The sequence below is a fragment of the Luteibacter sp. Sphag1AF genome, assembly GCF_014192715.1.
In the GTDB taxonomy this organism is placed as follows: domain Bacteria; phylum Pseudomonadota; class Gammaproteobacteria; order Xanthomonadales; family Rhodanobacteraceae; genus Luteibacter.
In genome coordinates, this window is the sequence record NZ_JACHYH010000005.1 from 1 (window position 1) to 16,079 (window position 16,079).

Annotated in this window: 8 protein-coding genes; 7 read left to right on the plus strand and 1 reads right to left on the minus strand. The window is 62.7% G+C overall.

What is annotated here, in order from left to right; genetic code table 11:
- From FHW69_RS13075 to FHW69_RS13095, 5 genes are all read left to right on the plus strand, one after another.
- Positions 1 to 1,668: hypothetical protein (locus tag FHW69_RS13075; RefSeq protein ID WP_183423529.1), on the plus strand; the 1,668-nt coding region annotated here is incomplete at its 5' end.
- A gap of 311 nt (positions 1,669 to 1,979) precedes the next feature.
- Positions 1,980 to 4,595 carry a hypothetical protein gene (locus tag FHW69_RS13080; RefSeq protein WP_183423530.1) on the plus strand — a complete coding sequence of 872 codons (2,616 nt, stop codon included), beginning with the start codon at positions 1,980 to 1,982 and terminating at the stop codon, positions 4,593 to 4,595.
- A 345-nt stretch (positions 4,596 to 4,940) separates the two neighbouring features.
- On the plus strand, positions 4,941 to 7,559 hold the full coding sequence (locus FHW69_RS13085) for a hypothetical protein (protein WP_183423531.1): 2,619 nt from the start codon (positions 4,941 to 4,943) through the stop codon (positions 7,557 to 7,559).
- A 253-nt stretch (positions 7,560 to 7,812) separates the two neighbouring features.
- Entirely contained in the window at positions 7,813 to 10,431 is a 2,619-nt protein-coding gene (locus FHW69_RS13090) for a hypothetical protein (protein WP_183423532.1), read from the plus strand.
- Between the two features lie 258 nt (positions 10,432 to 10,689).
- On the plus strand, positions 10,690 to 13,308 hold the full coding sequence (locus tag FHW69_RS13095) for a hypothetical protein (RefSeq protein WP_183423533.1): 2,619 nt from the start codon (positions 10,690 to 10,692) through the stop codon (positions 13,306 to 13,308).
- 23 nt (positions 13,309 to 13,331) lie between these two features.
- On the opposite strand, the gene FHW69_RS13100 is transcribed toward FHW69_RS13095, so the two are convergent.
- Positions 13,332 to 14,042 carry an HAD family phosphatase gene (locus tag FHW69_RS13100; protein WP_183423534.1) on the minus strand — a complete coding sequence of 237 codons (711 nt, stop codon included), beginning with the start codon at positions 14,040 to 14,042 and terminating at the stop codon, positions 13,332 to 13,334.
- Positions 14,043 to 14,121: 79 nt separating this feature from the next.
- On the opposite strand from FHW69_RS13100, the gene FHW69_RS13105 reads away from it, so the two are divergent.
- A complete protein-coding gene (locus FHW69_RS13105; RefSeq protein ID WP_183423535.1) occupies positions 14,122 to 15,225 on the plus strand; it encodes a histidine kinase in 1,104 nt (367 codons plus the stop codon).
- Positions 15,222 to 15,983 (plus strand): LytTR family DNA-binding domain-containing protein, encoded by a 762-nt coding sequence (locus FHW69_RS13110; RefSeq protein ID WP_183423536.1) that lies wholly within the window; start codon positions 15,222 to 15,224, stop codon positions 15,981 to 15,983. Before FHW69_RS13105 ends, FHW69_RS13110 begins: the two co-directional genes overlap by 4 nt.
- Positions 15,984 to 16,079: the final 96 nt, after the last annotated feature.

Genomic DNA, 16,079 nt, shown 5'->3' on the forward strand with positions numbered 1-16,079 from the left:
GGCCTTACCGCCGACGGCCAGGAGCTTCCCTATGGACCGATCGACGAGACAGCGACGACCGACAGTTTCCTGATCTTCGTCGTTCCCAATGAGCGTGTGGCGGGTCTCGCGCCGCAGGGCAGTGTGGCGTTGTACTACGAAGTGCTGAAGAGCACGGGACCGAAGCGCTCCGTCCAACGCAACCTGATCGTCACCGGTGAGGCGGTGACGCTGCAAGCGCCGAGTGTTCGGGAAGCGCGTGACGGCGCCCTCGATCCGGAAGCGCTGACCGATGGCCTGGCCCATCTGGAACTGGGACCGTATCCGCTGATGGCGCTGGGTGATGAGGTGACCTATTACTGGAAGGCCACGGCCCCCGGCGGGGCGACGTGGTTCAAGACGGAGGGGAGGGATGTCTCCGGCAACGATGTGACGCCCGTTCCCAAGGCGCTGGTGTTCACGCTGACCCGTGCCGAAATCGAGTTGATCAAGGGCTATACGGTGAGCGTGTATTACACCGTGACGCACTTTGCCTCCGGCATGAAGTCCACCTCCCGGGCGCTGGAACTGCGCATCGGCGGCGTGGTCACCTTGCCGCCGCCGCTGGTGGATCATGTGGTCAATGGCTATCTGGACCCGGCCGCCGCACCCGATGGCACCAACATCCGCGTGCGCACCGACTACAGCGGGGCGGTGCATGGCGACTTCGCCAACGTGTACTGGAACGCCCTGCTACCGTACAGCAACATCCACGCCGTGGACCCCGCCAAGCTGGAGGTCGTTTCTCCTGTGGGCGTCGAGTACATCACCGGTAACGAAGGTCGTCAGGTCACCGTCAGCTACGCGATCACCCATCAAGGTCAGCCCGCCCGTCAGGGCGGCTCGACCACCTTCGTGATTGGCACGGCAACCAGCCCGCTGCCGGCCCCCAGCGTGCTGGAAGCGGGGGCAGGCAATACGCTGCCTGGTGACGCGACCAAGGCGACGGTGCGTGTTCCGGTGGGTGCAGCGCTGACGGTGAACGACGTGGTGACCGTGCTGTGGAGCGGCGTGACCGGGGCGGGCACGGTGACCGTGTCAAAAACGGTGACGACGGAAGCGGGCTCTTACATTGACCTCGATATTCCCGCCGTCGCCATCGCGGCGAATGCCGGACTGACCGTCCTGGTGACTTACACGATCCGTCGTTACAGTAATGGCCGTCTGGACGGCCCATCGCCTGAGTACCTGTTGAATGTGCAGGCCACCGCACCGGTGCCGTTGTTTGAGGATTTCTCCAGTATCCCGCTCGGAACACAAGTTCCTTATAACAATCAACTCGAAACGCCGACGATGATTGTCACGCGGCAATCGCCCGAGTTGGGGAGCCTGTACTTCTCGATCTTTGGGGGCTTTGGCGGACACCCGCTCACCTCATTTGGCACGAACGATCAGCAGGGTCCGCCGAACGACCGCCTGGGCGGATTGTTCCTCAAGAACAGCTATAGCAAGGTCACGTTCGAATATTGCACGTGGAACCCGCCTTTTCTGGTGATCGCCACCGACGAAGGGGGCGAGCCGGCCATGGCCAGCCTCAGCCTTCCAGGGTCGGTCGGAACGGCGACGCTGGTCCCGTATCCGGGAAAGCGAATCAAGGCAATCTATGTTCGGGGCATATTCCTTGTCACCGACTTCTATTTCACCCCCTGACGTGATGTTGCGCGTAAACACGGCGAATCCGGTCGCGTGCAAAAGGTCTCCGGGAGACCATGCACGCGATCAGCCATGCATATGGACGTCCAGTCATCCGCATCACGATGGTCGCGTCGCGGCTTCGCATGATGCATCGTCCGCACCTACAACCGATGGCTGACTGGCAGGGTGCAAAGGGCTGAGTAGGATCAGGGCTCGACCCGTGGTTGATTGCCTTGTGACCGCTGATCGTGCTGTTTTTCTTTTTCTTCGACACGCGCCTGTTGCGTGAGTGCACGGTGCGTAGCAACTCTGCCAGGAGCCTGCCCATGTCCGACCTGTCCAAGTCGTCGCCCGTCACCTCGTCCAGCGAGAATCGCGGCATGCCCAAATTGAAGTTCGCCAAGCCGTTGGCACCACCTGCGCCGCTCCTGTGGCCCTCGCCCACGATGCCTGAGGTCGAGCCCTTCGGTGGCATCAATGCCAGTCATCTGAGCGGCGAGTATCCGAAGTTCCTGGTGCAGACCGGAAGCTTCACCACGCCCCTGGCGCCGCGCGACACGATCAGCGTGTACTGGGATTCCCCGGGGGAGCTGATCGGCACCACCACCATCGAGGATGCCACTTCCGGCAACGTGTATGTCCAGGTGGACGGACGGCTTATCCGGGAGCGCGGGGAAGGCTTGCGAGTCTATTACTACATCCAGCGTAATTTCGCTGGCACGGTCACTTCTTCGAACCTGGGCTTCGTGCTGGTGAAGTTCCGCATCCCCGGTGAAGACGACGAGGGCAACCTCACCCTGACCGCGCCCATCGTCGCACCGGCACTGATTGACCCCGATATGCCGGTGACCGTCACCATTGAACCCTGGCAGAACGCCTTCGAGGAAGACCGGCTTATCCTGCTGTGGGGTGCCGTGTCCTATGAGGTGCCCGGGCCCTTCCCGGCGGACCTTCCCGTGACCTTTACCGTGCCGCCCGAGATCATCGCCAACGGTGGCAGCAACCCGGCGATGGAAGTGAGCTACCGGATCGTGGATGAGGTGGGTAACTGGTCCCCGCGCTCGCCGGTGGCCGTGGTGCACGTGCCGGCGGGAAACGAACCGCTGAAACCGCCCGTGGTGATCGAGGCGCCGGGCGGCGTGCTGGATCTGATTACGCTGGATGGCGACGACGTCCATGTGCAGGTCGATCTGGAGCAGGCCGGACTCGCCGTCGGCGACACCCTCGTGCTGACCTGGAAAGGCATGACGGGGGAAGGCACGGAGCTGCCGTATACACCGCAGGAGGAGACGGTCACCCACGACTCCTTTGTCATTTTCACCATTCCCCATGCGCGGGTGATACCACTGGGTCCCGACGGCAGTGCGTGCCTGTACTACGAAGCGCACACGAGTGAAGGCACGCTGCGTTCCGGGCAGCGCAACCTGACTGTCACCGGTGAGGAGCTGGTCCTGGAGGCACCGAGTGTTCGGGAGGCGCATAACGGCGCACTGGACCCGGAATTCCTGGTGGATGACGTGGCCCATCTGGACGTGGGACCGTATCCCCTGATGGCCATCGGTGACGAGGTCACTTATTACTGGACCGCCACGAGCCACGGTGGCGTGACCATATTCAGGACCGGCTCGGTAGATGTGTCCGGCAATGATGTGACGCCCGCTCCCATCCCGCTCGTCTTTACCCTGACCCGTCAGGAGATCGAGCACATCAAGGGCTACGCGGTGCATGTGTATTACACCGTCAAACACTATGACACCGGCCTGACATCCACGTCGCAGCGGCTGGATCTGCGCATCGCTGGTGTGATCACCCTGCCGACGCCTCATGTGGATCATGTGGTCAACGGGTACCTGGACCCGGCCACTGCGCCCGATGGCACCACCATCCGCATCCCCACCGACTACGGCGGCGCGAAGCTGGGGGATTTCGCCAACGTGTACTGGGATGCGCCGCTACCGTACAGCAACCTCTACGCCGTGGACCCCACCGAGACGGAGATCGCCTGCCCGGTGGGCGTCGAGTACATCACCGGCAACCAGGGACATGAGGTCACCGTCAGCTACGCGATCACCCACGATGGCCAGCCCACGCACGAGGGCGGCTCGACCACTTTCCTGATTGGAACGGCAACAGGCTCACTGCCGGCACCCGGCGTGCTGGAAGCGGGTGTGGGCAATACGCTGCCCGGCAGTGCGGTCAGGGCGACCGTGCGCGTTCCCGCGGACGCCGCGCTGGCTGTGAACGACGTGGTGAAAGTGCACTGGAAAGGCGCGGCCGGTGTGGGCACCGCGAACGTAAACAGGACAGTGACCACGGAAGCGGGCTCGTACATCGACGTCGAGATTCCCGATACGGCCATCTTTCCTAATGCCGGCAAGGTGGTCCATGTGACGTATACGATCGCGCGTGCCGCATCCGGACGGGAGGAGGGGCCTTCGCCTGAGTACGTGTTGAATGTGCTGGTGCCTGTCTTCGTCGAGGAAACCTTCGAAAACGGGCCAGAGCGACTGGTCCTCTTTCCGGGTGAGAGCTATAAGTTTCGCTACTTTTATGCCCTGAACCTCGCCACGGACCCGAACCCCCGGTACAACCGCGTGTATCTGCGCGATCAGTATGGCGAACGATACGCGCCGCATGTCTCCGGCAATGCCCTGGAGCCGACAAGTGAAAACACCACCCTTGAGCTTGCCTTCGATATTCCATGCACGAAGGTGGCGTTTGGCGTGGCCGCCTCAACAGACTCAACGGATGAGCGGATTTTTGCGTACTCAGACGGAGAGCAAGTTGGCAGTGCCATCCTGCCGCCGGCGGGAACGGCCACGACCATGACCTTCAACGCGCCTGAGGGCAAGCCGATCACGACGCTCACCGTGCGTGGCGTGGGAGACGGCAGCGGCACAACCTATCATGTGCTCATCGACAACATCGTGATGACTTTCTGACGCCTCAGTATCTCTGGCCCGGATCATCGCTGCCTGGATGAGAGGCGATGATCCCGGCCAGTGTTTCAGCAGCAGGGCGGGAAGGGCGCTCATGCTCCGGAAGACCGCGGCCAGTTCAGGCAACGCCTGTCGTGACGTTGTTGCGATGAGGTGCACTCACTGCGACGAGATGCCATGTCTGCGCCTACAACCGACGGCTGACTGGCAGCGTGCAAGGGGCTGGGTAGGATCACGATTCGACCAGCGGTGATGACTTGTTCACCGCTGCTCATGTCGATGCTTCCTATTTGATACGTGCCTGTTGCATGCGTGCACGGTGCGTAGCAGCCCTGCCCGGAGCCTGCCATGTCTGACCTGTCCAAGTCGTCGCCTGTCACCTCGTCCAGCCAGAATCGCGGCATGCCCAAATTGAAGTTCGCCCAGCCGCTGGCACCACCTGCGCCGCTCCTGTCGCCCTCGCCGACGATGCCCGAGGTCGAGCCCTTCGGTGGCATCAATGCCAGTCATCTGAGCGGCGTGTATCCGAAGATCCTGGTGCAGACTGGAGGCTTCACCACGCCCCTGGCACCCACCGATTCGGTCAGCGTGTACTGGAATTCCCCGCCGATGCTGATCGGCACCACCACGATCCATGAAACCACTTCCGGCAACGTGTATGTCCAGGTGGACGGACGGGTAATCTGGCAACACGGAGAAGGCTCGCGAGTCTATTACTACATCCAGCGCAATTTCGCGGGCACGGCCATTTCTTCGAACGTGGCTACCGTGCTGGTGAAGTACCGCATCCCCGGCGAAGACGATCAGGGCAGCCTCACCCTGACCGCGCCCGTCGTCACGCCTGCCGTAATTGGCGCTGGCACGACGGTGACCGTCACCATCGACCCCTGGCAGAACGCCTTCGAGGAAGACCGGCTGATCCTTCTGTGGGGCGCCGTGTCCTATGAGGTGCCCGGGCCCTTCGCCGCTGACCAGCCCGTGGCATTTGTCGTGCCGCCGGAGATCATCGTCAACGGCGGCAGCAATCCGGCGATGGAAGTGAGCTACCGGATTGTGGATCAGGTGGGCAACTGGTCGCGACGCTCTCCAGTCGCACGGGTGCACGTGCAGGCGGACAACGATCGGCTGAAGCCGCCCATGGTGATCGAGGCCCCGGGCGGCGTGCTGGATCTGACCGCCCTGAAGGGCGACGACGTCCATGTGCAGGTCGATCTGGAGCAGGCCGGACTCGCCGTCGGCGACACCATCTTCCTGACCTGGAAAGGCATGACGGGTGAAGGCACGGAGCTGCCGTATGGGCCGTTCGAGGAGAACGTCACTGACGAGGTCTTCATCATTTTCACCGTCCCCCATGCGCGGGTGGCGCCGCTGGGTCCGGGCGGCAGTGTGTCCCTGTACTACGAAGCGCGCACGAGTGAAGGCACGCTGCGTTCCGCGCAGCGCAACCTGACCGTCACCGGTGAGGCCGTGGTGCTGGACGTATTGAGGGTGAGGGAAGCACGTGACGGAGTGCTCGATCCGGAAGCCATTGTGGATGGCGTGGCTCATCTGGACGTGGGGCCGTATCCCCTCATGGCCCTTGGCGATGAGGTCACTTATTACTGGACTGCCACGAGCCATGGCGGCGCGACTGTGTTCAGGAAAGAGTCCAGGGATGTGTCCGGCAACGATGTAACGCCCGCCCCCAAGCCGCTGGTGTTTACGCTGACCCGTGAGGAAATCGAGCGGATCAAGGGCTATGCGGTGAGTGTGCATTACACCGTCAGGCACTTTGCCAACGGTGTGACATCCATGTCGAAACGGCTGGAACTGCGCATCGCTGGTGTGATCGCCCTGCCGCCGCCTCGGGTGGATCACGAGGAATACGGATACCTGGACCCGGCCGCTGCACCCACCGGCACCAACATCCGCGTGCGCACCAACTACAGCGACGCGGCGCATGGCGATTTCGCCAACGTGTACTGGGATGCGCCGCTACCGTACCAAAACCTCCACGCCGTGGACCCCGACAGGCTGGAGGTCGTCTCTGCGGTGGGCGCCGAGTACATCACCGGCAACGAAGGTCATGAGGTCACCGTCAGCTACGTCATCACCCGCGATGGCCAGCCCACGCACCAGGGCGGCTTGACCACTTTCCTGATTGGAACGGAAACGGTCGTCCAACTGCCGGCGCCCGGTGTGCTGGAGGCGGGGGCGGGCGATACGCTGCCCGGCGATGCGGCCGGGGCGACAGTGCGCATTCCGGCGGCCGTGAATGTGGCAGTCAATGACGTGGTGACCGTGTTTTGGAACGGCGTGCCGGGAGAGGGCAGCGTGAGCGTAGCCAAAACAGTGGTGACGGAAGCGGGCTCGGACGTCCATATCGAGATTCCCGACACGGCCGTCTTTCCTAATGCCGGCCAGGCAGTCCATGTGATGTATACGATCGCGCGTGCCGCGTCCGGACGGGTGGATGGGCCTTCGCTTGCGTACCTGCTGAATGTGCTGGTGCCTGTCTTCGTCGAGGAAACCTTCGAAAGCGGGCTAGCGCAACTGACCCTCTTGCCGAGTCAGAGCTATAAGTTTCGCTACTTTCTTGCCACGAATCGCGCCACGAACGCAGACCCCGGGTTTAACCTCGTGTATCTGCGCGATGCGTATGGCCAGCAATACGCACCGCATGTCTCCGGCACGGCCCTGGAGCCGTCGAGTGAATATACCGTCCTCGATCTTGCCTTCGATTTATGGTGCACGAAGGTCACGCTTGGCGTGGCCGCCTCAACATCTTCAACGGATGAACGGATTTTTGCGTACTCATTCGGAGAGCAAGTTGGCAGTGCTGTGCTGCCACCGACGGGAACGGCCACGACCGTTACCTTCAACGCGCCTGCGGGCAGGCCGATCACGAATATCAGCGTGCGCGGCGTGGGAGACGGCAACGACGCAACCCATTATGTGGTCATCGACAACATCGTGATGACTTTCTGACGCGTCGGGATGTCTGGCCGGGATGATCGCTGCGTGCATGAGAGACGGTGATCCCGGCCAGTGTTTCAGCAGGGCACGAAGCGCACCTGCGCCTACAACCGACGGCTGACTGGCAGGGTGCGAGGGGCTGAGTAGGATCGGGGTTCGATCCCGTGGTGCTATCTGATCACCACGGTCGTGCCGCTGCTTTCTATTTGATACGTGCCTGTTGCGTGCGTGCACGGTGCGTAGAAACCCTGCCAGGAGCCTGCCCATGTCTGACCTGTCCAAGTCATCGCCCGTTACTTCGTCCAGCCACAATCGCGGCACCCCCAGACTGGTGATCACCGAGCCATCGGCACCGCCGGCACCGCTTGTGTGGCCCGCGCCCGAGATGCCTGAGGTTGACCCCTTCGGAGGCATCAATGCCAGTCATCTCAGCGGCGAGTATCCGAAGATCCTGGTGCAGACCGGACGCTTCACCACGCCTCTGGCACCCCGCGACACGGTCAGCGTGTATTGGGATTCCAACGCCGAGCTGATCGGCATCACCACCATCCAGGAAACCACGTCCGGCTCGGTGTTTGTGCAGGTGGATGGACGGGTGATCAGGGAGCATGGGGAAGGGTGGCGAACCTATCACTACATCCAGCGCAATTCCGTCGGTACGCCCACGCCTTCGGACGTGGCCACCGTGCTGGTGAAGTTCCGCATCCCCGGTCAGGACGACGAGGGCAACGTCACGCTGACTGCACCGGTCGTCACGCCGGCCGTGATTGGTGCCGGCACCCCGGTGACGGTCACCATTGATCCCTGGCAGAACGCTTTCGAGGAAGACCGGCTGATCCTGCTGTGGGGCGCGGTGTCCTATGACGTGCCCGGGCCCTTCCCGATTGACCTTCCCGTGACCTTTACCGTGCCGCCCGAGATCGTCGCCAACGGCGGCAGCAACCCCGCGATGGAAGTGAGCTACCGCATCGTGGATCAGGTGGGCAACTGGTCGCCGCGCTCGCCCGTAACCCTGGTGCACGTGCAGGCAGACAGCAATCTGCTCCTGGCGCCCACGGTGATCGAGGCGCAGAGCAACGTGCTGGATCTGACCGAGCTGATGGGCGACGACGTCAACGTGCTGATCAATATCGAGCAGGCTGGAATCGCCGTCGATGACACCATCGTGCTGACCTGGAAAGGCATGACGGGTCAGGGCGCGGAACTGCCGTATGCACCGAGCCCGCAGGTGGTCACCGGCGACGCCTTTTTGACTTTCACCATCCCCAATGCGCGGGTGGTGCCTCTGGGTCCCGATGGCAGTGTGTCGTTGTACTACGAAGTGCGCACGCGTGAAGGCACGCTGCGTTCCGCGCAGCGCAACCTGACCGTCGTCGGTGAGGTGCCGGTTCTGGAGGCACCGAGTGTTCGGGAGGCACATGACGGCGCGCTGGACCCGGAAGCCCTGATGGGTGGCCTGGCCCATCTGGACGTGGGACCGTATCCCCTGATGGCCATCGGTGACGAGGTCATTTATTACTGGACGGCCACGGGTCACGGTGGCGCGACCTGGTTCAAGACGGAGTCCAGAGACGTATCGGGCAACGATTTGATTCCTACCCCCAAGCCGATCGTCTTTACCCTCACCCGTGAGGAGATCGAGCAGATCAAGGGCCATGCGGTGAGTGTGTATTACACCGTCAAACACTTTGCCAGCGCCCTGACATCGAACTCAAAACCGCTGTTGCTGCGCATCGGCGGCGTGATTACGCTGCCGCCGCCCCTCGTGGATCACGTGGTTAATGGGTACCTGGACCCGTCCGCTGCACCCGATGGCACCAACATCCGCGTGCGCACCGACTACAGCGGTGCGGCGCATGGCGATTTCGTCAACGTGTACTGGGATGCACTGCTGCCGTACAGCAACCTTCACGCCGTGGACACCGACAAGCCGGAGGTCGTCTCCCCGGTAGAGGTCAAGTACATCACCGGCAACGAAGGTCGTGAGGTCACGGTCAGCTACACCATCACCCACGATGGTCAGCCCATGCGCCAGGGCGGCACCACCACCTTCGTGATTGGAACGGGAGCGGAAGCGGGTTCGCTACCGGCGCCCAGCGTGCTGGAAGCGGGTGTGGGCAACACGCTGCCCGGCGATGCGGCCAGGGCCAGGGTGCGCGTTCCGGCTGTCGTGAATGCGGCGGTCAACGACGTGGTGACCGTGCTTTGGAGTGGCGTGCCGGGTGAGGGCAGCGTGAGCGTGGACAAAACGGTGGTGACGGAAGCAGGCTCTGACGTCTACATCGAAATTCCCGGCACAGCCATCTTTCCTAATTCCGGCAAGGTAGTGCGTGTGACCTATACGATCAGGCGTGCCTCATCCGGACTGGTGGAGGGGCCCTCATCGGCGTACGTGCTAAATGTGCTGGTACCTTTCCTGGTCGAGGAAACGTTTGAAAGCGGGCCAGGGCAACTGATCCTCTTGCCCGGCGAGAGCTATAAGTTTCGCTACTTTCTTGTCAGGAACCTCGCCACGAATCCGGAACCCACGTTCAACCGCGTGCATTACTTCAATTCGTATGACACATATGCCCCGCATGTCTCCGGCTGGGCCTTACACCCGACAAGTGAAGCTACCATCCTCGAACTTGCCTTCGACTTGCCATGCACGAAGGTCATGCTTGGGGTGGCCGCCGTGACATATTCAACGGATGAGCGGATTTTTGCGTACTCAAACGGAGAGCAAGTTGGCAGCGCGGCCCTGCCGCCGACGGGAACCGCCACGACTGTGACCTTCAACGCGCCCGCGGGCAAGCCGATCACGAATATCAGAGTGCGTGGCGTGGGAACCGGCAACGGCGCGGCCTATTATGTGTTCATCGACAACATCGTGATGACTTTCTGACGCGTCGGGATGTCTGGCCGGGATGATCGCTGCCTGCATGAGAGGCGGTGATCCCGGCCAGTGTTTCCACAGGGCACGAAACGCACCTGCGCCTACAACCGATGGCTGACTGGCAGCGTGCAAGGGGCTGAGTAGGATCAGGGTTCGATTCCGTGGCGATGACTTTTTTCACCGCTGATCATGCCGCTGTTTTCTTCTTGCGATACGCGCTTGTTGCGTGCGTGCACGGTGCGTAGCAACCCTGCCAGGAGCCTGCCCATGTCTGATCTGTCCCCGTCGTCGCTCGTCATCTCGTCCAGCAAGGATCGCGGCATTCCCAGGCTGGTGATCACTGAGCCGGCGGCTCCGCTGGCACCGCTTGCTGCGTGGCCCGCGCCCTCGATGCCCGAAGTCGATCCGTTTGGCGGCATCAATGCCAGTCATCTGAGTACCCCGTTTCCGAAGATCCTCGTGCAGACCGGACACTTCACCACGCCCCTGGCGCCGCGCGACACGGTCAGCGTGTACTGGGATTCCAACGCGGAGCTGATCGGTGTCACCACGATTCAGGAAACCACGTCCGGCTCGGTGTTTGTGCAGGTGGATGGACGGGTGATCCGGCAACATGGGGAAGGCTGGCGAACCTATCACTACATCCAGCGCAATTTGGCTGGCACGGCCACTCCTTCGAACGTGTCCACCGTGCTGGTGAAGTTCCGCATCCCCGGCGAAGACGACGACGGCAACCCGACCCTGACTGCGCCTGTCGTCACGCCGACCGTGATTGGTGCAGGCACCCCGGTGACCGTCACCATCGACGCGTGGCAGAACGCCTTCGAGGAAGACCGGCTGATCCTGTTGTGGGGCGCGGTGTCCTATGAGGTGCCGGGGCCCTTCCCGGTGGATCAGCCGGTGACCTTTCCGCTGTCCGCCCACGTCATCGTCGAGGGCGGCAGCAATCCGGCGATGGAGGTGAGCTACGTGGTCGTGGATCAGGTGGGCAACTGGTCCCAGCGCTCGCCGATCACCCGGGTGCACGTGCAGGCGGACAACGATCTGCTCCTGGCGCCCAAGGTGATCGAAGCGCCGAGCGGCGTGCTGGATCTGACCAAGCTCGATGGCGGCGACGTCCATGTGCAAGTGGATACCGAACAGGCTGAACTCGCCATCGGCGACACCCTTGTGCTGACCTGGAAAGGCATGACGGGTCAGGGCACGCAGCTGCCGTATACACCGAACGAGGAGAAGGTCACCGACGACGTCTTCATCATTTTCACCATCCCCCATGCGCGGGTGGCGCCGCTGGGTCCCGACGGCAGTGTGTCCCTGTACTACGAAGCGCGCACGAGTGAAGGCGCGCTTCGTTCCGCGCAACGCAACCTGACCGTCATCGGTGAGGCCGTGGTCCTTGAAGCACCGAGTGTTCGGGAAGCGCGCGACGGCGCACTTGATCCGGAATCCCTGGTCGATGGGCTGGCCCATCTGGACGTGGGACCGTATCCCCTGATGGCCATCGGTGACCAGGTCACCTATTACTGGACGGCCACGGGCCACGGCGGCGCCACGTGGTTCAAGACGGACTCCAGGGATGTGTCCGGTAACGACGTGATTCCTGCGCCCATCCCGCTCGTCTTTACCCTCACCCGGGCGGAAATCGAGCAGATCAAGGGCTATGCGGTAAGCGTGTATTACACCGTCAAGCACTTTGCCACCGGCCTCACCTCCACGTCGCAACGGCTGGAGCTGCGCATCGGCGGCGTGATTACCCTGCCCCCACCCCTCGTGGATCACGTGGTCAACGGCTACCTGGACCCGTCCGCTGCACCCGATGGCACCAACATCCGCGTGCGCACCGACTACAGCGGTGCGGTGCATGGCGATTTCGCGCACGTGTTCTGGAATGCGCTGGAATCGTACACCAACATCCACGCCGTGGACCCCGCCAGGCCGGAGGTCGTCTCTCCGGTGGCCGCCAGGTACATCACCGACAACGCAGGTCGTGAGGTCACCGTCAGCTACACGATCAACCACGATGGCCAGCCCACCCGTCAGGGCGGCACCACCACCTTCGTGATTGGAAAGGAAGGTGGCTCGCTGCCGGCACCCAGCGTGCGGGAAGCCGGGGCGGGCAATACGCTGCCCGGCGACCTGGCCAAGGCGACGGTGCGCGTCCCTGCGGGCGCTGCGCTGGCGGCGAACGACGTGGTGACCGTGCTTTGGAGCGGCACGGCGGGTGCGGGCACCGTTGCTGTACCCAAAATGGTAACGACGGAAGTGGACTCTTATATCGACATCGAGATCCTCGCTCCAGCCATCTTGCCGAATGCCGGCAAGGCGGTCAGTGTGACGTATACGATCACGCGTGCCGCATCTGGACGTCTGGATGGCCCATCATCTGAGTACGTAGTGAATGTGCAGGCGCTCGTCATCGTCATTGAAACCTTCGAAAACGTGCCATTGCCAGATCGCATCTGGCCCCGTGAGAGCCATAAGTTTCCATACTTTCTTGCCAGGAACATCAGCTCGTACGGGGACGCTCAGTACAACCGCGTGTACGCCGTCAATACGAATGCCACCTATGCACCGCATGTCTCTGGCTGGGCCTTGGGCCTGACAAGTGGCAATACCATCCTTGAGTTTGCCTTCGACTTGCCATGCACGAAGGTAACGTTTGGGGTGGCCTCTATATACACATTGGTGGGTCAGCGGATCTTCGCGTACTCAAACGGAGAGGAAATTGGTAGTGATGACCTGCCGCTGGCGGGAACCGCCAAGACAGTGACCTTCAATGCGCCGTTGGGTAAGCCGATCACGAGTATTAGTGTGCTCGGCGTGGGATACGCGTACAAACCGGAGGATTGGGGTATGTGCGTCGACAATTTCGTGCTGACTTTCTGACGCGTCAGTATCCCCGGCCGGGATCATCGCTCCGGGATCAGGGAGCGATGATCGGCCGGCCAGTGGCTCAGCAGGGCGGGAAGGGCACCCATGCTCTGGAAGACCGTAGCCACGCCTTCATCAAGCAACGCCTGCGTTGAACTATGCCCGGGTCCGCCCGGGCTATAGCCGAACACCGTGGCCCCTGCGGCCACGCCTGCGCGTGCACCGGTTGCGGTGTCTTCAATGATGGCGCAGCGTGCCGGGTCGACCCCCAGTGCTTTGGCGGCTGCCAGATAGACGTCCGGCCACGGTTTGCTGCGCGGTGTTTCGTGACCGCTGAACATCTTGTTGGCGAACGCGTCGTGCAGCCCCACCTTGCGCAGCTGCAATTGAACCTTGTGCCGATCCGCGCCTGACGCAACGGCAATGCGGCCGTTCACCATCGTGGCGATGGCGCGCACCGCTTCCGGGGCGTCGGGAATCGCGACCAGATCGCGTTCCAGTGCAGCGTTACGGCGCTCCCGGAAATCGCCCAGCCAGCGATCCGTGATGGCCACACCTGTGCGGAACAGGATTTGCGCGGCCTCATCGCGAACAGCCTTGCCGACGAAGATCTGCATCGTTTCTTCGAGGCTCAGGTGCCACCCCATCTCACCCAGCATGTCGGCCAGCACCTGGCAGGTGATAGCTTCGGAGTCCACCAGTACGCCATCGCAATCAAACAGCACGGCATCGAACGGGAAGGGCGGCATGGTCTGGCCAGGTGATGTGAATGGCCCATGATATCGCGAGGGGATTGCCGTTCGCTGCAAGGCGCTGCACGATGCGCGGATGTCCCGCACACATCCCGCATCCTCCCTTTTGCCTGTGCAGCCGTCGTCATGGGGGCCCCGCGCCTGGTATGTCCTGTGGACCATGGTGCTTGCGCTGGCAGGCGTGTTTCACGGATTTCACTTTTATCTGGACGACATCACCCGTGGTCACGACGGGCATTTCGTCCGGCGCATGCTGGAAGAAATAAGTGGTTCGGTGTCGGTGGGCCTGCTGCTTCCCTTCGTGGTAACCCTCGCCAGGCGCACCCGCGTGCGTGGCAGAATCCTTGCGGCGCTGGGTATCCATGTCTGCGCGCTGCTGGCTTTCTCGTTCGCACACACCAGCCTGATCTGGGCCTCGCGCCTCCTGCTGGCACCGCTGCTCGGGCTGGGCGATTACGACTACGGACAGATGCCATGGCGATACGCCATGGAGTTCGGCAGTGACGTGGTGACCTACGGGCTGATTGTTTTTCTCACCTGGCTGCTGGATCAGTTGCGCGCGGGACGTGCGCGTGAACTGCGCGCCGCCCAGCTGGAGGGCGCGCTGGCCGAAGCCCGGCTGGATGCATTGCGACTTCAGCTCAACCCGCATTTCCTGTTCAATGCGTTGAATGCGGTGTCGTCGGTGATGTATGAGAACCCGCGTGTTGCCGATGAAATGCTGGCACGTATCGGCCAGTTGCTGCGGGTGACGCTGCGGGCGTCCGCCAATGAACATACGCTTGGCGAGGAACTTCATCTGCTTGAGCTGTATCTGGACGTGCAGCGCGCGCGCTTCGGCAGTCAGCTGGATGCCCGCGTATCTGCCATGGACGACTCGCTGCTGCGCGTGCGCGTGCCGTTTCTGCTGTTGCAGCCGCTGGCGGAAAACGCCATCGAACATGCTGGCGGCGAGCATCGGGTGGTACACGTGGAGGTATCGCGCCAGGGAAACGAGTTGACCATGCACGTGCGCGACCGGGGTGCCGGATCGGGCCATCATCAGGGACACGGCATCGGCCTGGGCAACGTGCGCGAGCGGCTGGACACGCTCTATGGCGCGCGTGCGGGCGTGGAGCTGTCCTCCACGGATGAAGGCACACATGTGCGCGTGTGGTTGCCGGCGGAGGTGTCGCCGTGACGCTGCGCGTGCTGCTGGTGGACGATGAAGCGCCGGCCCGGGACAAGCTGACCCGGTATCTGATGCAGACACCCGGCGTCGATATCGTGGCGGAAGCGTCCACGGGCGCGCAGGCGCTGACCCAGATTCGCCTGCACAGGCCCGACGTGGTGTTCCTGGATATCGGACTGCCGGATATGGATGGCTTCGACGTGCTTGGCACGCTGGGCGAATCGCTGCCCGCGGAAATCGTGTTCGTCACCGCGCACGGCGATCATGCGTTGCGGGCATTCGACGTGCACGCGTTCGACTATCTGCTGAAGCCGGTGAGTCCGGAGCGCTTCGACCGTCTGATGAAGCGGCTGATGGCGCGCGTGGTTCCTGCCGGGGAGATGGGGGCTCGCATTGATGGCCTGCTGGACGCACTGCCGACACCGGATTCATACGCTTCGCACCTGCTGGTGGAGCGCGACGAGCAGACGCGCAAGCTGCCTGTGGCCAGCGTGGAGCGCATCGAGGCTGACCGCAATTATCTGGTCATCCACGGTGACGGCGGCCCGTACCGGCTGCGTGGCACGGTAGAGCGCATGCAGGCACGCCTGGACCCGGCGCAGTTTGTCCGGATCAACCGCTCCACGCTGATTCGCCTGGGCTCGATTGTGGAAGTGGCCCCCTGGCCCGGTGGCGAGTACCGTCTGGTATTGAGCGACGGCGCCCGTGTCACCTGGACGAAGCGCTATCTGGAAGCCATGCCGTCCGCGTTGGTGCGGCACCTGTAAACGGCGCGGGTTCGTCCCGGGGTGCCACGGGTTCGTCCCGGGCAGACGGACGCGAACAGGCAACGCCCGCATCATGTCTTCCTCACAGAACCACCG